Source organism: Stenotrophomonas sp. ESTM1D_MKCIP4_1 (genome assembly GCF_003086895.1).
GTDB lineage: Bacteria > Pseudomonadota > Gammaproteobacteria > Xanthomonadales > Xanthomonadaceae > Stenotrophomonas.
On the sequence record NZ_CP026004.1, the window covers coordinates 1,420,425 to 1,439,515 of the forward strand.

At 67.7% G+C, this 19,091-nt stretch carries 14 protein-coding genes and 2 tRNA genes; 10 read left to right on the forward strand and 6 right to left on the reverse strand.

Features of this window, described 5'->3' with window-relative positions; all coding sequences use genetic code 11:
* Positions 1–11: 11 nt before the first annotated feature.
* From C1924_RS06585 to C1924_RS06600, 4 genes are all read left to right on the forward strand, one after another.
* Complete coding sequence (locus C1924_RS06585) at positions 12–377, forward strand: arsenate reductase (RefSeq protein ID WP_108764577.1); 366 nt, start codon at positions 12–14, stop codon at positions 375–377.
* Positions 374–1,501 (forward strand): succinyl-diaminopimelate desuccinylase, encoded by a 1,128-nt coding sequence (gene dapE / locus C1924_RS06590; protein WP_108764578.1) that lies wholly within the window; start codon positions 374–376, stop codon positions 1,499–1,501. Before C1924_RS06585 ends, dapE begins: the two co-directional genes overlap by 4 nt.
* A gap of 346 nt (positions 1,502–1,847) precedes the next feature.
* On the forward strand, positions 1,848–3,539 hold the full coding sequence (gene asnB / locus C1924_RS06595) for an asparagine synthase B (RefSeq protein ID WP_108764579.1): 1,692 nt from the start codon (positions 1,848–1,850) through the stop codon (positions 3,537–3,539).
* Between the two features lie 98 nt (positions 3,540–3,637).
* Positions 3,638–5,029, forward strand: coding sequence for a cation:proton antiporter (locus C1924_RS06600; protein ID WP_108764580.1), 1,392 nt, complete (start codon positions 3,638–3,640; stop codon positions 5,027–5,029).
* 200 nt (positions 5,030–5,229) lie between these two features.
* Here the strand turns inward: C1924_RS06600 and C1924_RS06605 are convergent, their stop codons facing one another.
* Positions 5,230–7,560, reverse strand: coding sequence for a penicillin acylase family protein (locus tag C1924_RS06605; RefSeq protein WP_108764581.1), 2,331 nt, complete (start codon positions 7,558–7,560; stop codon positions 5,230–5,232).
* Positions 7,561–7,685: 125 nt separating this feature from the next.
* On the opposite strand from C1924_RS06605, the gene bfr reads away from it, so the two are divergent.
* Positions 7,686–8,174 (forward strand): bacterioferritin, encoded by a 489-nt coding sequence (gene bfr / locus C1924_RS06610; protein WP_108764582.1) that lies wholly within the window; start codon positions 7,686–7,688, stop codon positions 8,172–8,174.
* A gap of 523 nt (positions 8,175–8,697) precedes the next feature.
* Here the strand turns inward: bfr and parC are convergent.
* Positions 8,698–10,941 carry a DNA topoisomerase IV subunit A gene (parC, locus tag C1924_RS06615; protein WP_108764583.1) on the reverse strand — a complete coding sequence of 748 codons (2,244 nt, stop codon included), beginning with the start codon at positions 10,939–10,941 and terminating at the stop codon, positions 8,698–8,700.
* Positions 10,942–11,000: 59 nt separating this feature from the next.
* Positions 11,001–11,909: a helix-turn-helix transcriptional regulator gene (locus C1924_RS06620; RefSeq protein ID WP_108764584.1), complete on the reverse strand. Its 909-nt coding sequence runs from the start codon at positions 11,907–11,909 to the stop codon at positions 11,001–11,003.
* 144 nt (positions 11,910–12,053) lie between these two features.
* Between C1924_RS06620 and C1924_RS06625 the strand changes: the two genes are divergently transcribed.
* Genes C1924_RS06625 through emrB form a run of 4 tightly spaced genes read left to right on the forward strand, consistent with a single transcriptional unit; the run spans position 12,054 to position 16,765 of the window.
* Positions 12,054–12,497 (forward strand): MarR family transcriptional regulator, encoded by a 444-nt coding sequence (locus C1924_RS06625; RefSeq protein WP_108746304.1) that lies wholly within the window; start codon positions 12,054–12,056, stop codon positions 12,495–12,497.
* Positions 12,494–13,987 carry a multidrug efflux transporter outer membrane subunit EmrC gene (emrC, locus tag C1924_RS06630; RefSeq protein ID WP_108764585.1) on the forward strand — a complete coding sequence of 498 codons (1,494 nt, stop codon included), beginning with the start codon at positions 12,494–12,496 and terminating at the stop codon, positions 13,985–13,987. Before C1924_RS06625 ends, emrC begins: the two co-directional genes overlap by 4 nt.
* 11 nt (positions 13,988–13,998) lie before the next feature.
* Positions 13,999–15,171, forward strand: a complete 1,173-nt coding sequence (gene emrA, locus C1924_RS06635) for a multidrug efflux MFS transporter periplasmic adaptor subunit EmrA (RefSeq protein WP_108764586.1) — start codon at positions 13,999–14,001, stop codon at positions 15,169–15,171.
* 7 nt (positions 15,172–15,178) lie between these two features.
* Positions 15,179–16,765, forward strand: a complete 1,587-nt coding sequence (gene emrB / locus C1924_RS06640) for a multidrug efflux MFS transporter permease subunit EmrB (protein ID WP_108764587.1) — start codon at positions 15,179–15,181, stop codon at positions 16,763–16,765.
* 165 nt (positions 16,766–16,930) lie between these two features.
* On the opposite strand, the gene C1924_RS06645 is transcribed toward emrB, so the two are convergent.
* Positions 16,931–17,017 (reverse strand) — tRNA-Leu (locus C1924_RS06645).
* Between the two features lie 50 nt (positions 17,018–17,067).
* Positions 17,068–17,967 (reverse strand): LysR family transcriptional regulator, encoded by a 900-nt coding sequence (locus tag C1924_RS06650; protein WP_108764588.1) that lies wholly within the window; start codon positions 17,965–17,967, stop codon positions 17,068–17,070.
* 95 nt (positions 17,968–18,062) lie between these two features.
* Here C1924_RS06650 and C1924_RS06655 point away from each other — a divergent pair, with 95 nt between their 5' ends.
* Positions 18,063–18,809, forward strand: coding sequence for a sulfite exporter TauE/SafE family protein (locus C1924_RS06655; RefSeq protein ID WP_108764589.1), 747 nt, complete (start codon positions 18,063–18,065; stop codon positions 18,807–18,809).
* Between the two features lie 162 nt (positions 18,810–18,971).
* Here C1924_RS06655 and C1924_RS06660 read toward each other — a convergent pair.
* A tRNA-Leu gene (locus tag C1924_RS06660) sits at positions 18,972–19,058 on the reverse strand.
* Positions 19,059–19,091 lie beyond the last annotated feature (33 nt).

The following is a 19,091-nucleotide window of genomic DNA, read 5'->3' on the forward strand; positions in this document are numbered from 1 at the left end:
GGGGCATCGGCATGAGCACCACTGTCTACGGTCTGAAGAACTGCGATACCTGCAAGAAGGCGACCAAGTGGCTGGACCGCTTCGGCGTGGCGTACACCTTCGTTGACTACCGCGACAACACGCCCAGCCCGGAAACCCTGCTGGAGTGGGCCGCGCAGCTGGGTGGCCTGGGTGCGATGGTCAACCGGTCGTCCACCACCTGGCGGCAGTTGCCGGACAACCGCAAGGCCGCCGATTCGGATGCGGAGTGGAAGCTGCTGCTGCGCGAGTACCCGCAGCTGATCAAGCGCCCGGTGGTGGTGACTGCCGACGGCACCGTCAGCCAGGGATTCAGTGACAACGGCTTCAAGGCGCGCTTCGGCGTGGGCGGCGCGTGAGCGCCGTCCTCGACCTGACCTGCGAACTGATCGCGCGGCCGTCGGTGACGCCGGACGATGCCGGTTGCCAAGCGCTGCTGGCCGCGCGCCTGCAGCAGGCCGGGTTCCAGTGCGACCACCTGCGCCTGGGCGAGGTCGACAACCTGTGGGCCACCCATGGCAGCGGTGAACCGGTGCTGGTGCTGCTGGGCCACACTGACGTGGTACCGCCGGGCCCGCGCGAGGCGTGGCAGAGCGATCCGTTCATCCCGCAGATCCGCGACGGCGTGCTCTATGGCCGTGGCACGGCGGACATGAAGGGCAGCGTGGCGGCGTTCGTCATCGCCGCCGAGCAGTTCGTGGCCGCGCATCCCGACCATGCCGGCACGCTGGCCGTGCTGTTGACCAGCGACGAGGAAGGCGATGCCATCGACGGCGTGCGCCATGTCGCGCGCCTGTTCGCCGAGCGCGGGCAGCGCATCGACTGGTGCATCACCGGCGAGCCGTCTTCGACGGCGACGCTGGGTGACCTGCTGCGTGTCGGCCGACGTGGCAGCCTGTCGGCCAAGCTGCGCGTGCAGGGTGTGCAGGGCCATGTGGCCTACCCGGACAAGGCGCGCAACCCGATCCATCAGGCGGCGCCGGCCTTGGCTGAACTGAGTGCACGGCGCTGGGACGAAGGCTTCGAGAGCTTCCCGCCGACCAGCCTGCAGATCTCCAACATCCACGCCGGCACGGGTGCCAACAACGTGATTCCCGGCGAGATGGAGGTGGATTTCAACATCCGCTACAACCCGCATTGGGATGCGCCGAAGCTGGAAGCGGAGATCACCGCGCTGCTGGAGCGGCACGGCCTGCAGTACACGCTGAAGTGGCACCGCAGCGGCGAACCGTTCTACACCCCGGAAGGTCCGCTGCGTGCGGCGGCGCGCGCGGTGCTGGCCGAGCACATCGGTCGCGCCCCGGAAGAAAGCACCGGCGGCGGTACCTCCGATGCGCGCTTCATCGCACCGCTGGGCGCGCAGTGCATCGAAGTGGGGCCGGTCAACGCCAGCATCCACCAGGTGGATGAGAACGTGCGCGTGGACGAGCTGGAAGCCCTGCCTGGGCTGTACCAGCGGCTGGTGGAGCGCCTGCTGGTGTAACGGTAGGTGCCGACTGGTAGGTGTCGACCGTTGGTCGGCACGCCTCTGGCTGGTTGCCAACGCAACTGTTGCACGGCTGCAGAAAGCGGGTTAGCTTCAATCCCATGTCGATCCGCCTGGCCACCGCCGTCAACAACACCAACCGCAATAATCTGCGCGCGAATAATCGTGCGCGGCCGATGCGGGACTGCGCCCTGGGTAGATAGACAGCACCATACGCCCGGACACCAGAAAACCCGCATCGGCCGATGCGGGTTTTTTTGTGCCCGGGCGCAGCCCTCCCGGGCCAGGTTGGCCGGTCGAACACCTTCCCCCCGTGTAAATCCCCACAACAGGAGCGCCACCCATGTGTTCGATCTTCGGAATCTTCGGCCTTCAGGCCGGTGACGATCTTCCCGCCCTGCGTCGCCACGCGCTGGAACTGTCGCAGCGGCAGCGTCACCGCGGGCCGGACTGGAGCGGCGTGTACCTGGACGAAGGCGCGCTGCTGGTCCATGAGCGCCTGGCCATCGTCGACCCGGCCGGTGGCTCTCAGCCGCTGCTGTCGGCCGATGGCCAGCTGGCGCTGGCGGTCAACGGTGAGATCTACAACCACCAGGCGCTGAAGGCCGCGCTGACCACCGCCTACGACTTTCAGACCGGTTCGGACTGCGAGGTGATCAACGCGCTGTACCGCCAGGGCGGTGCACCTTCGCAGTGGCTTGAACAGCTCAACGGCATCTTCGCTTTCGCCCTGTGGGACCGCGCTGCCGGCCGCGTGCTGGTCGCCCGCGATCCGATCGGCGTGGTGCCGCTGTACTGGGGCCACGATGCACAGGGGCGCCTGCGCGTCGCCTCGGAAATGAAGGCGCTGGTCGATTCCTGCGCCGACGTCGCCCAGTTCCCGCCGGGCCACTACTACGACAGCGCCAGCGGTGAGCTGGTGCGCTACTACCAGCAGCCGTGGCGCGAGTACGCCGACGTGGAAGGGCGCCAGGCCGATCTGGCCGAACTGCGGCAGGCGTTCGAGCAGGCCGTCGAACGCCAGCTGATGAGTGACGTGCCTTACGGCGTGCTCCTCTCCGGTGGCCTCGATTCGTCCCTGGTGGCCGCGGTGGCCGCGCGCTATGCCCGTCGCCGCATCGAGGATGGTGGGCAGAGCGAAGCCTGGTGGCCGCGCCTGCACTCCTTCGCAATCGGCCTGAAGGGCTCGCCGGACCTGGCCGCCGCGGCCGTTGCCGCAGAGGCACTGGGAACCGTCCACCACGGCTTCGAGTACAGCTTCGAGGAAGGCCTGGATGTGCTGCCGGAAGTGATCCGCCACATCGAGACCTACGACGTCACCACCATCCGTGCGTCCACGCCCATGTTCCTGCTGGCGCGCCGGATCAAGGCCATGGGCGTGAAGATGGTGCTGTCCGGCGAGGGCAGCGACGAGATCTTCGGTGGCTACCTGTACTTCCACAAGGCGCCGGATGCGCGCGAATTCCACCAGGAACTGGTGCGCAAGCTCGACGCCCTGCACAACTACGATTGCCTGCGCGCCAACAAGTCGATGATGGCCTGGGGCGTAGAGCCGCGCGTGCCGTTCCTGGACCGCGAGTTCCTCGATGTGGCCATGCGTTTCGATGCCGCACACAAGATGGTCGGTGCCGGCTTCGGCGGCCGCCGCATCGAAAAAGCGGTGCTGCGCGAGGCATTCGATGGCTACCTGCCCGACAGCATCCTGTGGCGGCAGAAGGAGCAGTTCAGTGATGGCGTCGGCTACGGCTGGATCGATGGCCTGAAGGCGCATGCCGAAGCGCAGGTGAACGACCGCGTGCTGGCCGCAGCGGACAAGCGCTTCCCGCACAACCCGCCGCAGACCAAGGAGGCGTACTACTACCGCCATCTGTTCGAGCAGTTCTTCCCGAGCCGTGCCGCGGCCGAAACCGTGCCGGGGGGCAAGTCGATCGCCTGTTCCTCGCCGGCCGCCATTGCCTGGGATGCCAGCTTCGCCGCCGCCGCCGACCCGTCGGGCCGCGCCATCGCCGGTGTTCACGAGCAGGCCCTGGCCTGAGCCCAAAAAAGGGGGCGGAGGGGATCAAGTCGTTCAGGAACAAACGACATGATCCCCTCCGTCCCCTTTTTGTATCATCGGCCCCTGCACATTGGGGAATGTTCATGGACGTACAGACCGGAGGCAGCGTGGCGCCGACGAAGTGGGGATGGCGTTACCTGGCCTGGGCCGGGGTTCCGTTGGCGATCGGCCTGGCCCTGGCGCGCTACGCCGGCCCGGGCGTACCGTCCGCCGCCGCCGCGCGGGCAGAGAAGGCGGTTGGCAGTGACTGGGCCCACCACCTGTCCTCGCCGCTGGGCCTGTTCCTGCTGCAGTTGCTGGTGCTGCTGCTGGTGGCCAAGGGCGCAGGCGCACTGCTGAAGCGATTCGGCCAGCCGGCGGTGATCGGCGAAATGGCCGCTGGCCTGATGATGGGCCCGCTGGTGCTGGGCGGCCTGCTGCCGCACCTGCACGGGCTGTTGTTCCCGGCCGCTTCGCTGGGGCCGCTGGGCATGCTCAGCCAGCTGGGCGTACTGATGTTCCTGCTGGTGGCCGGCGCCGAACTCGATCTCGGCGCGTTGCGTGGTCGCCGCAGATTCGCCTTCACCGTCAGCCATGCCGGCATCGCCGTGCCCTTCGTGCTGGGTGTCGGCCTGGCCGTCTGGTTGTACCCGGCGCACGGGCCGCAGGGCGTGGGCTTCACGGCGTTCGCGCTGTTCGTCGGCATTTCCATGAGCATCACCGCGTTCCCGGTGCTGCTGCGCATCCTGGCCGACCGCGGCATCACCCAGACGCCGCTGGGGCAGACCTCCATCGCCTGCGCGGCGCTGGGCGATGCCACGGCGTGGTGCCTGCTGGCGCTGATCGTCGCCGCCGCGCAGGCCACCGGCTGGTTGTCGGCCAGCCTCAACCTGGTCTGCGTGGTGCTGTTCATTGCGTTGATGCTGGGCGCGGTCAAGCCATGGTTCGCGCGGCAGCAGATCGCGGAGGGCCAGGAGGGCCGCTGGCTGCTGGGCATCCTGCTGCTGTCGCTGGCCAGCGCACTGGTGACCGAAGTGCTGGGCATCCACGCGCTGTTCGGCGCGTTCGCGGCAGGCGTGGCGGTGTCATCGAACGCGCAGCTGCGCCACCTGCTGATGGCCAGGGTCGAGCCCTTCGCCGTGACCCTGCTGCTGCCGTTGTTCTTTGCCATGACCGGGCTGCGCATGCGCGCCGATGCATTGCAGGCCAGCGACTTCCTGCTGTGCGTGGTGGTGATTGCGGTAGCCACGGCCGGCAAGCTGCTGGGCACCTGGAGTGCCGCGCGCAGCAGCGGGATGGCAAGCCGCGAGGCCTGGCGGCTGGGGGCGTTGATGAACACCCGGGGCCTGATGGAGCTGATCGTGCTCAATCTGGGCTACGAACTGGGCCTGCTGGGTGACCGCCTGTTTGCGGTGCTGGTGATCATGGCGCTGGTGACCACCGCGATGACCGGGCCGCTGCTGAACCTGATCGAGCGGCGCCGGGCGTGACCCGGTAGGCCGCGCGGATGCGTCGAGCATCATGAGGTGCCGGCCAGCGGTCGGCACTACCTTGCTGGGACCGGGCCATGCCCGTCGAGCGCGCCGCGTGGATTCATCGCGGGGCCCAACGGTAGTGCCGGCCGCTGGCCGGCATGCTTTGTGATGGGGTCAGATCCCTTTCCCAAGGGAAAGGGATCTGACCCCGATCATCAGCGCGCTGGGACCAGCGTCATCACGTGCTGGGACGTGCCCGGCAGGAACGGTGTCGGGCGGCCGTGCACCCAGTCCTCATGGCCGGCGCCCCAGTACGGCGAGAGCGGGTGGCCGCTCTGCCCGCCGGGCATGTGCACGATGCCGTCGGCTTCGTGGCCCGGTGAAACCACCATGCGCTGCGAGGCGCCGAAGCTCGGCCCCTGCACGCGCGGCATGTCACGGTCACCCGGCAATGGATCGGCCGGCATGCACAGCCAGCGGCGAGTGAAGGCGGGCAGGGCGCGGGCGACGGGATGGCAGATGTCGGCGACGTTGCGCTCGCCCCAGGTGCGCTGCTGCAGCGGGCCCTGCGTGCCAAGGTCGGCGTCCAGCTTCTGTGCGGCAGCGGCCAGCAGCGCATCCCAGCTGTCCACGCCCGGCGGCAGCAGGTTGTCCGGGCGCTGTTCCAGCAGCGGCCAGACCACGCCTTCCAGCTGTGCAAGCCGGGGCGGCAGGTAGTCAGCCCCCAGGCGCGCCTGGGCCGGCGCCAGCAGCGCGCTCTCGATGGCATCAAGTACTTCGCCGCGGAACCCGCGCACGATCCGGTAGCTGGTGGACTGGGTAGATGCGCGTCCATCCCAGTGTTCGCTGGCCGCTGCCAGACGCTTCAGCGCGGGCGCGTCGCTGTGCCGGGCAGTCTCCTGCAGCAGCACCCACCAGCGCTGCAGGAACACCGCGCGGTCGTCCAGCTGGATCGCCAGCAGGTCGTGTTCATCGAAGCGGTCCTGGGTGGCCAGCAGGTCGCGGATCTGCTGCCCACGCGCGCCCAGATCGTAGCCGGCATTGCCGACCACGGTCAGGGTGGCATCGTCGACGACGCGGCTGTTGGCGGTCCACAGGCGCTGGCCCGGCGGGTCGATCAGGGCCGGTGCGGCATCGCTGCGGATCGGCCACGGTGCGCAGTCCGTCTGGTTCTGCAGCGTGTTGAAGCCCTGCGGCACGCAGCCCGCGCCGCGGTCCGGTCGCGCACCCACCAGCCGCCAGGCAATGCGGCCGCTGCGGTCGCCCACCACCAGATTCTGCGCGGGTATGCCGGCGTGGTCGGCGGTTGCCAGCGCCTGGTCGAGGTCACCGGCACGGGCCATGTCGGCAAAGTCCATGCGCACGGCGCCGGGCAGGTGCGCGACCCAGCGCAGGGCGTCGCCGCTGCCGTCGGCATGGGCGTGCAGGATCGGCCCCCAGGCGGTTTCGCGCACGGGGAACACGACGTCGGGCTGGCCGGCCACCGCGATGTGCTCTTCGTGCACGGTCACGGCGGCGTTGGCCGGTTCTCGGCGGAAATCGGCGGTGTCGATGTAGCTGTTGGTGAAGCCCCAGGCCACATGCCCGTTGCTGCCGACGATGACCGCCGGAACGCCTGGCAGCGAGAAGCCACTGACGTCGACCTGCCCACCCGGTGCCTTCGGGTCCGGGTAGCGCAGGCGCACGCGGAACCAGAGGCTGGGCGCACGCAGGCCCAGGTGCATGTCGTCGGCGACGATGGCGCGGCCGTCCGCGGTCAGCGCACCGGCCACCGCGAAGTTGTTGCTGCCGACCGCATCGGCGTCAGCCGCAGGCGTCACCGGGGCGGCGGCCAGTGTGCGCAGGTCAAGCTGTGCGGCATCGGGCAGCACCGCGTCACCGCGCGGTGCGCCCTGCAGCGGGGCATCCCAGCGAGAGCCGTCGTGGGCCAGCAGTGCATACAGGGCTGGCGGCACCCCATTGCGGATACGGCTCAGGGCCAGCTCGTTCTGGTTGGCTGGATCCTGCAGGTCGGCGTACATGGCGAGCCCGGCCAGCACGCTGTCGCTGGCCTGCCAGGCCGTCGGCGACTGCCTCAGCAGCAGATAGGCCCAGGGTCGTACGGACAGATCGGCGAGGCCTTCGTTGACGCCCTCCACGTACGCGCGCACGGCCTGCGGGTTGTCTCCCAGCGCAACGTCCAGGTGCGCCTCGGTACGCGCGCGCAGCCGATGCACGCGCATGCGCTTGTCAGCGTCGATGGCCACCGGCCCGAACAGCGCCGAGAGTTCGCCGGAAGCGCTGCGGCGCATCAGGTCCATCTCGAAGAAGCGTTCCTGCGCGTGCACATGCCCGAGTGCGCGCATGGCATCGGCTTCACTGCTGGCGGTCACGGTGACCACGCCCAGCGCATCACGTTCAACGGTGACCGGCGCCGCCAGGCCGGGCAGGGCGTGTTCCCCGTCCAGTTCAGCCAGGCTGCCGCGCAGCAGCAGCCACAGGACCAGTGCGATGGCCAGCACCATGGCGATGAGCAGAGCCAGTATCCAGCGCCAGGTACGTCGCATTCCAGGTCCTTCCGGGAGTCGTGGGGGGGAGTGTAGCCGCAGGCGCAACTGCGAGTGATTCCGATTAGATCACCGTCTTTTGAAATGCGGCACCCTATGCCGCATCGATCCACAGGAGCACCCCCATGAAAGGCAACCCGGACGTCATCGCCTGCCTGAAGGAACTGCTGCGCGGCGAGCTTGCTGCCCGTGACCAGTACTTCATCCATTCCCGCCGCTACGAGGACCAGGGCCTGTTCGCGCTGTACGAACGCCTGAACCACGAGATGGAAGAGGAAACCCAGCACGCCGACGCGCTGCTGCGCCGCATCCTGTTCCTGGGCGGCGACCCGGACATGCGCCCGCATGCCACCGAGCCGGGGAAGACCGTGGAAGAGATGCTGCAGAAGGATCTCGATACTGAATACGCCGTCCGGAACAATCTCGCCGCCGGCATGAAGCTGTGCGAAGAGAAGGGCGACTACGTGAGCCGCGACATGCTGCTGGCGCAGTTGAAGGACACCGAGGAAGACCACGCCTGGTGGCTGGAGCAGCAGCTGGGCCTGATCAAGCGCCTCGGCCTGGAGCTGTACCAGCTGAGCAAGATCGACGGCAACGGCGCCCCGGCGCACTGAGCCGACGCCCCGCTTGGGTAGAGCCGACCGTTGGTCGGCTGCCTTCCGGTAGAGCCGACTGCCAGTCGGCTGTCATTCGGTAGAGCCGACTGTCAGTCGGCTGCCATGCGGTAGAGCCGACCGTTGGTCGGCTGCCATGCGGTAGAGCCGACCGCTGGTCGGCTGCTCCGAAAGAAGCAGCCGACCAGCGGTCGGCTCTACCAGAAGCAAAACAGCCGACCAACGGTCGGCTCTACCAGAAGCAAAGCAGCCGACCAACGGTCGGCTCTACCAGAAGCAAAGCAGCCGACCAGCGGTCGGCTCTACCAGAAGCGCAACACCAGAAGCGCAACACCAGACGCACCAAGCAACGTCGCCCGCCAGCACCGGAGCACCGCGCGCCAGCCTTCGCCAGCCAGCCGCTCCACCGCCCGCCAGCCGACACACGAAAAAGCCGGGGAATCCCCCGGCTTTTTCGTGTCTGGCGTCCGCCAAAGCGTGTCAACCAAGGTTGACACCTACCAAGGCGGCGACCCCGCGTGCGTTACTCCACCGACAACCCTTCGACCTTCTGCCAGCCACGCGGCAGCAGGTGGCCGCGGGTGGCGCGGGCGCCGAGGTAGGCGTCGAGCTCGTTGAACTTCAGGCCCATGGTGCGCTGGCCGCTGCGCACCTGCAGGGTCTGGCCCGGACTGATGGCCACGATCGCCACAACCCGCTCGGTGGCCAGCTTGGCCTTGGGGATCTCGATGATCTTGTTGCCCTTGCCCTTGTCCAGTTCCGGCAGGTCATTGGCGGCAATGGCCAGCAGGTTGCCCGAGCTGGTTACCGCCACGATGCGGTCGGTCGCCACGTTGGCCACCGCCGACGGGGTCAGCACCGAGGAGCCGGACGACAGGTTCAACATCGCCTTGCCAGCCTTGTTGCGGCCGATCAGGTTCTCGAAGCGGGTGACGAAGCCGTAGCCGTGGCTGGAGGCCAGCACGAAACGGGCATCTGGTTCGGCACTGGCCAGGGTCACGAAGCTGGTGCCCGGTGCCGGCGAGAAGCGGCCGGTCAGCGGTTCGCCATTGCCGCGCGCGGAGGGCAGGGTATGCACGGGCGTCGAGTAGGCGCGGCCTTCGCTGTCCAGGAACGCGACCTGCTGGGTGCTGCGTGCGCGCACCGAACCCTGCAGGGCATCACCATCGCGGTAGGACAGGGTGGAGGCATCGATGTCGTGGCCCTTGGCCGCGCGGATCCAGCCCTTCTCCGACAGCACGACGGTCATCGGCTCGCTCGGCACCAGCTCGGTCTCGTCGATGGCCTGCGCCGCCTGGCGCTGCACCAGCGGCGAGCGGCGTGCGTCGCCGAACTTCTTCGCGTCGGCGGTCAGTTCGTCGCGGATCAGCTTTTTCAGCTTGGCCTTGCTGTCGAGGATGCCGAGAATCTTCTCGCGTTCCTTGGCCAGCTCGTCCTGCTCGCCACGGATCTTCATCTCTTCCAGTCGGGCCAGCTGCTTCAGCTTGGTTTCCAGGATGTAGTCAGCCTGGTCTTCGGACAGACCGAAGCGCGCGATCAGTGCCGCCTTCGGTTCGTCCTCGGTACGGATGATGTGGATCACCTCGTCCAGGTTGAGGAACGCGACCAGCAGGCCTTCCAACAGGTGCAGGCGGCGCTCGACCTTCTGCAGGCGGTGCTGCAGGCGGCGGGTGACGGTGCTGCTGCGGAACGCCAGCCATTCGCTGAGCAGCATCTTCAGGTTCTTCACCTGCGGACGGCCATCCAGCCCGATCACGTTGAGGTTGACGCGGTAGCTGCGCTCCATGTCCGTGGTGGCGAACAGGTGGCCCATCAGCTGGTCGGCGTCGACGCGGTTGGAACGCGGCACCAGCACCACGCGCACCGGGTTGGCGTGGTCGGATTCATCGCGCACGTCTTCCAGCCACGGCAGCTTCTTGGCGCGCATCTGCGCGGCGATCTGCTCGATCACCTTGGACGGCGACACCTGGAACGGCAGCGCGGTGACCACCACGTTGTTCGCTTCCTTGGTGAAGGTGGCACGCGCCCGCACGCTGCCGTTGCCGGTCTCGTACATCGTGCGCAGGTCGTTGGCCGAGGTGATGATCTCGGCCGTGGACGGGTAGTCCGGACCCTTCACGTGCTCGCACAGGTCGCGCACGCTGGCATCGGGATCGTCCAGCAGGTGCAGCAGGGCGCTGACGATCTCGTTGAGGTTGTGCGGGGGCACGTCGGTGGCCATGCCCACGGCGATGCCGGTGGTGCCGTTCAGCAGCAGATGCGGCAGGCGCGCCGGCATCCAGGTGGGCTCCTGCAGGGTGCCGTCGAAGTTCGGCGCCCAGTCGGTGGTGCCCTGGCCCAGTTCGCCCAGCAGCACTTCGGCGATCGGGGTCAGCTTGGATTCGGTGTAGCGCATCGCCGCGAACGACTTCGGGTCGTCACTGGAGCCGAAGTTGCCCTGGCCCTCGATCAGCGGGTAGCGGTAGGAGAACGGCTGGGCCATCAGCACCAGCGCCTCGTAGCACGCGCTGTCGCCATGGGGGTGGTACTTACCGATCACGTCACCGACGGTGCGCGCGGACTTCTTCGGCTTGGACGCGGCATTCAGGCCCAGCTCGCTCATCGAATAGATGATGCGGCGCTGCACCGGCTTCAGACCGTCGCCGATGAACGGCAGGGCGCGGTCGAGCACCACGTACATCGAATAGTCGAGGTAGGCGCGTTCGGCGTACTCGCGCAGCGGCAGTTGTTCAAAACCGTGGAACACGGGGCGGGCAGGTTCGGTCATGCGGCGTTGTTACCTATGTCGGGAGGCGAGGACGGCGGTCTGCGCTCTCAATGCACTGATTATCCGGATGCGGCGGGGGATGCCAAGCCACGTGCCGGATCCAGCCCCGGTTCCAGGCCATGGCCGACCCGCGCCAGGTAGCGCCCGGGCGGCAGGCCGAAGTGGCGGCGGAACACGGTGACGAAGGCGCTGGCGCTGCTGAAGCCCAGCGCATGGGCGATGTCGGCCACGCTGCGGCCTTCGCTGAGCTGGCGCAGGGCCTCGGCCAGCCGGGCCTGCTGCCGCCACTGGGCGAAGCTGAGGGTGGTCTCGTCGCGGAAGTGGCGGGTAAGGCTGCGCGGCGACAGCCCGGCCCAGTGCGCCCATTCGGCCAGGCTGCGCTCGTCGGCGGGCTCGGCCAGCAGCTGCGAGGCGATCTTCAGCAGGCGGCGGTCGCGCGGCATCGGCAGGTGCATGCGCTGGCGTGGCGCGGTGCGGATCTCATCGCACATCACGCTGATGATGTGCGCGCGGTCCTCGCTGAGGGCGTCGTCGAGCGGCCATTCGCAGATGCGTTCGGCCACGGCCTGGGCCAGCTTGGACAGGCCCAGCACGCAGGGGTCGGCGGGCAGGTCGGCACAGGCCGGCCCGGCCAGCGCCATGCCCCAGCCGCGCATCGGCCCGTCCAGGCTGACGGTGTGCGGCTCCAGGGGCGGCATCCAGCCCGCCGAGCCCGGGGCCAGCGACCAGGTGCCGTGCGATGTGCGGGTGGTCAGCAGGCCGCGCTCGACGTAGATCAGCTGGGCGCGGGCGTGGTGGTGCCAGTCCACCTCGCGGGCCAGGCCCTGCGGGCTGTCGAAGCGGAATCCGATGACCGGCGGGCCGTCGTTGCGCTCGAACCAGTCCATGGCGACCTCACGCAGCAGGGTCGGTGGCCCCGGTTCACCGGCCGTTACGATCGGTGGGGCTGGCTTGAATGTGACATTCATTGGCTGAATTGTACTACCGGGCCAGTTCCGGGCGCCATTAAGGTAGCGTCCTCACTGATCGAGCCCATTGCTGCAACACAGCATTCGATGCCAGATCGAATATTTCCATTGAGAAATATTTTTTTTGGAAGAAAATGCTCCCCCATGATCTGTCCGTCCTCCAACCCCCCCAGCTTCGGCCTGCTGCTGCGCCAGGTGCGCGACGGCCTGGTCCGCCAGCTCGATGCGTCCATGGCCGAGGAAGACCTCGGCATCGGCTTCACCCATTACATCGGCCTGAAGCTGCTGGCCCGCATGGCGCCGTGCACCGCCAACGAACTGGCCCAGGCCATCGACCAGGTGCCCAGCGCGGTCACCCGCCTGCTCGACAAGCTGGAAGCGCTGGGCTGCGTGCGTCGCGAGCCGCACAGCCAGGACCGGCGGGCCCTGCAGATCGTGCTGACCGATGAAGGCCGTGCCCTGTGGGCGCGGCTGCAGAAGCGCGGCGACGCGGTGATGGATTTCGCCCTGCGCGACCTGTCCGCCGACGAGCGCACGCTGCTGCTGTCCCTCCTGACCCGAATCCGCGATTCCCTGACGACCCCATGAACCCGATCCCGTATCCCACTCTCCGCCGGTCCGGGCGCGCGCTGCTGGTTTCAGCGCTGGCCCTGGCCCTGGCCGCCTGCGCCAGCAGCCGCGGCCTGAACCCGCAGGGCCACGTGCTCGACGTGGACAGCCTGCACAGCGAACGCACCCTGGCCGACAGCGACCTGAGCGCCACCGGCTTCCCGGCCCAGGACTGGTGGAAGGCGCTGGGCGATGCCCAGCTCGATGCCCTCATCAGCGAAGGCCTGGCCGGCCACCCGAGCCTGGACGCGGCCGATGCGCGCCTGCGCCAGGCCCAGTCGCAGGTGGGCACCGCACGCGCCGACCGCCTGCCCAGCCTGTCGGTGTCCGGCGGCTATACCGGCCTGCGCCTGCCCGAATCCATGCTCGGTGACGAGACGGGCGGGCACTACGCCGGCAGCAGCCAGGTCGCCTTCGATTTCAGCTACGGCATCGACCTGTGGGGCGGCAAGCGTGCCGCCTGGGAAGCGGCGGTGGATGGCGCCCATGCCGCCACCGTGGATGCGCAGGCCGCGCGCCTGAACCTGTCCACGGGTATTGCCCAGGCCTACACCGACCTGGCCTATGCCTGGCAGCTCAACGACGTGGCCGAGGAAGAACTGGCGCGTTCGCAGAAGTCGCTGGAACTGACCCGCCAGCGCCGCAGCGCCGGCATCGACAGTGACCTGCAGGTGCGCCAGGCCGAGGCCCGCGTGCCGGCCGCGCAGCAGCAGCTGCTGGCCGCACAGCAGCGTATCGACGCTGCCCGCACTGCATTGGCCGCGCTGGTCGGCAAGGGCCCGGACCGTGGCCTGTCGATCGAGCGCCCGCAGGCGCTGAACCCGCTGGCCCTGCAGCTGCCGGGCGTGCTGCCGAGTGAACTGCTTGGCCGTCGCCCGGACATCGTTGCCGCGCGCTGGCGTGTTGAAGCGGCCGAGAAGCAGATCAAGGTCGCCAAGACGAAGTTCTACCCCAGCTTCAACCTGACCGCGCTGGCCGGCGTGGTCGCTCCGAACGTCGGCGACCTGCTGAAGAGCAGTTCCACCTTCGCCTACATCGGTCCGGCCCTAAGCCTGCCGATCTTCGAGGGCGGCAAGCTGCGCGCCAATCTGGACAACACCGACGCGCAGTACGACCTGGCGGTGGCCAACTACAACCAGGCCGTGCTGGACGCGCTGCGCGACGTGGCCGACCAGGTCAACGCGGTGCGTTCGCTGGCGCAGCAGGCACAGGCCCAGCAGCAGGCAGTGGATACCGCCCGCGCGGCCTTCGATCTGGCCCAGCAGCGTTACCGCGCCGGCATCGGCAGTTACCTGGACGTGCTCAGTGCGCAGTCCATCCTGCTGCAGTCGCAACAGCAGCTGGCCGGCCTGCAGTCGCAGCAGGTGCAGACCTCGGTGCGCCTGAGCAAGGCCCTCGGCGGTGGCTTCCAGCCCACTGACGCCGACGCCGCACCGCTCGCCTCCCATTCCGATTCCTCGCATTCCTGAAGACCCACGCCATGAGCCAGACCCAAGACACTGCGGCCCCGGCCGCCTCCAACCGCCGCGGCAACCTGCTGCGCGGCCTGTTCGTCATCGTCGTGCTGCTGCTTGCCGCACTCGCGCTGTGGTACTTCATGTTCGGCCGTTGGTTTGAAGAAACCGACGATGCCTACGTGCAGGGCAACCAGGTGCAGATCACCCCGCTGGTGGCCGGTACCGTGGTCGCCATCAATGTGGATGACGGCATGCGCGTCGAGCGCGGCCAGCTGCTGGTGCAGCTGGACCCGGCCGATACCACCGTCGCCCTGCAGCAGGCCGAAGCAAACCTGGCCAAGACCGTGCGCCAGACCCGCGGCCTGTACCGCAGCGTGGAGGGTGCGCAGGCTGACTTGAATGCCCGCCAGGTGACCCTGAAACGCGTGCGCGACGATTTCGCCCGCCGCAAGGATCTGGCTGCCACCGGCGCCATCTCCAACGAAGAACTGGCCCACGCCCGCGACGAACTGGCGGCTGCCGAAGCGGCGGTGGCCGGTTCGCGCGAGACCGTCGAACGCAACCGCGCCCTGGTCGATGACACCGTCATCGCCACCCAGCCGGACGTGCTGGCTGCCGCCGCGCAGCTGCGCCAGGCGTTCCTCAACAACGCCCGCGCCGGCATCGTCGCGCCGGTCACCGGGTATGTCGCCCGCCGTTCGGTGCAGGTGGGCCAGCGCGTGCAGCCGGGCAATGCCCTGATGGCCGTGGTGCCGACCGAACAGATGTGGGTGGAAGCCAACTTCAAGGAAACCCAGCTGCGCCACATGCGCCTGGGCCAGGAAGTCGAGCTGAAGTCGGACCTCTACGCCGGTGACGTGAAGTTCAAGGGCCGCATCGAAAGCCTGGGCCTTGGCACGGGTTCGGCGTTCTCGCTGCTGCCGGCGCAGAATGCCAGCGGCAACTGGATCAAGATCGTGCAGCGCGTGCCGGTGCGCATCGCCATCGATGCCAAGCAGCTGGCCGAACACCCGCTGCGCATCGGCCTGTCGATGAAGGCCGAAGTGAGCCTGCGCGACCAGAAGGGCGAAGTGCTGCCGACCGCCGCCGCCAAGGGCACGGTGTTCGACACCGACGTGTACGCCAAGCAGCTGCATGATGCCGACGAGGTGATCCACACGATCATCGAAGGCAACCTGCCGGCGAAGGTGGGCTGAGGTCGCCATGTCCGCACAAGCTCCAGCTGCGCCCGGCACTCCGGGCGCACCGGCGGCGCCGGGTGCGGCCTCCGGGTTTCTGCCGCCCAGCGTGGCCCTGTGCACCGTCGGCCTGGCGATGGCCTCGTTCATGCAGGTGCTCGACACCACCATCGCCAACGTCTCGCTGCCGACCATCGCCGGTAATCTCGGCGCCAGTTCGCAGCAGGCGACCTGGGTCATCACCTCGTTCGCGGTCAGCACGGCCATCGCGCTGCCGCTGACCGGCTGGCTCAGCCGTCGCTTCGGCGAACGCAAGCTGTTCATCTGGGCCACCCTGGCCTTCGTCATCACCTCGCTGCTGTGCGGCCTGGCCCAGAGCATGGGCATGCTGGTGCTGTCGCGCGCGCTGCAGGGTTTCGTGGCCGGGCCGATGTACCCGATCACCCAGTCGCTGCTGGTATCGATCTACCCACGCGAGAAACGAGGGCAGGCGCTGGCGCTGCTGGCGATGATCACCGTGGTGGCGCCCATCTGCGGGCCCATCCTCGGTGGCTGGATCACCGACAACTACAGCTGGGAATGGATCTTCCTGATCAACGTGCCGCTCGGCGTGTTCGCCGCGCTGGTGGTGGGTAACCAGCTGAAGGGGCGCCCGGAGCAGATTGAAAAGCCGAAGATGGATTACGTCGGCCTGATCACCCTGGTGATCGGCGTGGGCGCATTGCAGCTGGTGCTCGACCTGGGCAACGACGAAGACTGGTTCTCCTCGACGAAGATCGTGGTGCTGGCCTGTGTCGCGGTGGTGGCCCTGGCGGTGTTCCTGATCTGGGAACTGACCGACAAGGACCCCATCGTCGACCTGAAGCTGTTCCGCCACCGCAACTTCCGCGCCGGTACGCTGGCGATGGTGGTGGCCTACGCGGCGTTCTTCAGCGTGTCGCTGCTGATTCCGCAGTGGCTGCAGCGTGACATGGGCTACACCGCCATCTGGGCGGGCCTGGCGACGGCGCCGATCGGCATCCTGCCGGTGATCATGACGCCGTTCGTGGGCAAGTATGCGTCGCGCTTCGACATGCGCATGATCGCCTCGTTCGCCTTCGTGTTCCTGTCATTCACCAGCTTCATGCGGTCGGACTTCAACCTTCAGGTGGACTACGCGCACGTGGCTGGCGTACAGCTGATCATGGGTATTGGCGTGGCGTTGTTCTTCATGCCGGTGCTGCAGATCCTGCTGTCGGATCTGGATGGCCGTGAAATCGCTGCCGGCTCGGGCCTGGCCACGTTCCTGCGTACGCTGGGCGGCAGCTTCGCCGCATCGCTGACCACCTGGCTGTGGGCACGACGGACCCAGGTGCACCATGCCGACCTGACCGAACACATCTCGGCCTACCAGCCGGGCATGCAGGACCAGGTGACCGCGATGGGGCAGGGTGACCTGCAGCATGGCGCGGCGGTGCTCAACAACATGATCAACCACCAGGCCTCGCAGATGGCGTTCAACGACATCTTTTACCTGCTGGGCTGGACGTTCCTGGCGATCATCGCGTTCCTGTGGCTGGCCAAGCCGCCGTTCGGTGCAGGTGCGGGTGCGGCGTCTGCCGGCGGGCATTGATCGCTCGGTGTTGATGAAAAAACAGAACCCCGCCGGAAGGCGGGGTTTTTGTTTGTGGCGCATCCATCTGTGGCGCATCCACGCATGGCGTGGATCTACTGCCTCATTCCCGAACGCTGGACATGAAAAAACCCGCTTTCGCGGGTTTGATCATTTGCTGAGTCATGGTGCCCAGGAGAGGACTCGAACCTCCACGAAGTTGCCCCCGCTAGCACCTGAAGCTAGTGCGTCTACCAATTCCGCCACCTGGGCGACTCAGGAGACGAATTATGGGGAACGACTGAGGATGTGTCAACAACATTTCACGCTTTTTTCTGCGGCGGTACGCCGAGGTGCTGCAGCAGGCTGCGCATCGCCGGTGACAACCGTGTCCAGTCGGTAAAGCAGGCACACAGCCGACGCTGCGCCCAGGCATCGGCAAGCGGTACCGCAACGGTGTGCGTGCTGCGCCGATGCTGCCGCGCGATCGTGCGCGGCACGATGCCGACACCAATGCCATGCCCGACCATCGTGCACAGGCCTTCAAAGGTCTTCATGCGGATGCGCACATCCAGCCTGCGGCCGGCTTCGGCTGCGAGTTCATCCAGATAGGTCTGCAAGGCGTTGCCATCGGCCAGGGCGACGAAGGTTTCGCCCAGCACATCGACGAAGTCCAGCGAGCGTCGTGCAGCGAAGCGATGGCTGGCGGGCAGCAGCATCACCAGTGGATCCTCGGAGACCACATGCCGCTGCAGGCCCTCGGCGGGAACGGCATCGCTGATGATGCCTGCTTCCGCCTGGCCGGCAGTGAGTGCACGAACGACGTCGGTGCTGGTGCGCTCGTGCAGTTCCACATGCAGGCGCGGGCGCTGCGCCAGCCAAGGGGCAAGCCGCGAAGGCAGGTAGTTGGTCAGCGCGGCGGTGTTGGCATACAGATGCAGCGTGCCGCGCGCGCCGTGGGCAAAGGCTTCCAGCTCGCCACGCAGCTGCGCCTGCTGCTGCAGGATCAGGCGCGCGTGATGGGCGAGCGCGGCACCGGCTTCGGTCAGGCTGACCCCGCGCGGGTGCCGGCTGAGCAGGGCGGTTCCCGCATCCGCTTCGATCGCGCGCAGGCGCTCGCTGGCCGAGCCCAGTGCGAGGTTGGCCTGGGCGGCGCCTGCAGTGATGCTGCCAGCGTCAGCCACGGCCAGGAACAGGCGCAGGTCGGCAATGTCCATCCGCATGGGGGCGCTCCAGTGGGGCCTGCCTTCGGTTGATCCGAAGGCTGTGGCGGCAAGACCGCATTGTGCGCCCGTGTCGCGCCCGCTCCAATGGCGGCATGAACGAAACGATGTACTTCTATGGGTTGCTGGTGGTGGTGTTCGTGCTGGCCGGCGTGGTCAAGGGCGTGACAGGCATGGGCCTGCCGACGGTGGCGATGGGCCTGCTCGGTGGCGCGTTGTCGCCGGTGGCAGCGGCGTCGATGCTGTTCATTCCCACCTTCGTCACCAATGCCTGGCAGCTGCTGTCCGGTCCATCGCTGGGCCATACGGTGCGGCGGCTGTGGCCGATGATGCTGGCGGTGGTGGTGGTGACGCTGGGTTCGGCGGCGCTGCTGGTACGGGTGGATCGCACCTGGTCGCGGGTGGCGTTGGGTGTGGCGCTGGTGGTGTATGCGCTGTACGCGCTGCTGGCACCGGTGTTCCGCGTGCCGCAGCGGCGCGAGCGCTGGCTTGGGCCGCTGGTCGGTGCGGTATCCGGCGTGGTGACCGGGGCCACCGGTGTGTTCGTGATGCCGGCGGTGCCGTACCTGCAATCGCTGGGCATGCAGCGCGAGGAGCTGGTGCAGGCGTTGGGCCTGGCGTTCACCGTGTCGACGATCTCGCTCACCACCGGATTGGTGATCAACGGTGCCTTCGGTGTGCAGCAGCTGGGGTTGAGTGCGTTGGCGGTACTGCCGGCACTGCTGGGCATGTGGCTGGGGCAGGTGATCCGGCAGCGCATCAGCGCACGGGTGTTCCGTGCGTGTTTCCTGGGCTTCCTGCTGCTGCTCGGATTGGAGCTGGTGCTGCGGCCGCTGTTCTGACTACGTTCGCCGGGCATGGCCCGGCGCTACCGCGATGCGCTTTCGTAGCGTCGAGCTTGCTCGACTGCTTTGCACGGAATCAGTCGAGCAAGCTCGACGCTACGTGGCCCGGATTGCAGGCAAGAAAAAACCCGCTTGCGCGGGTTGTTTTCTTTCTCGACATGGTGCCCAGGAGAGGACTCGAACCTCCACGAAGTTGCCCCCGCTAGCACCTGAAGCTAGTGCGTCTACCAATTCCGCCACCTGGGCGTCGAGGAGCGAGATTATGGGGTGTTGTTACGG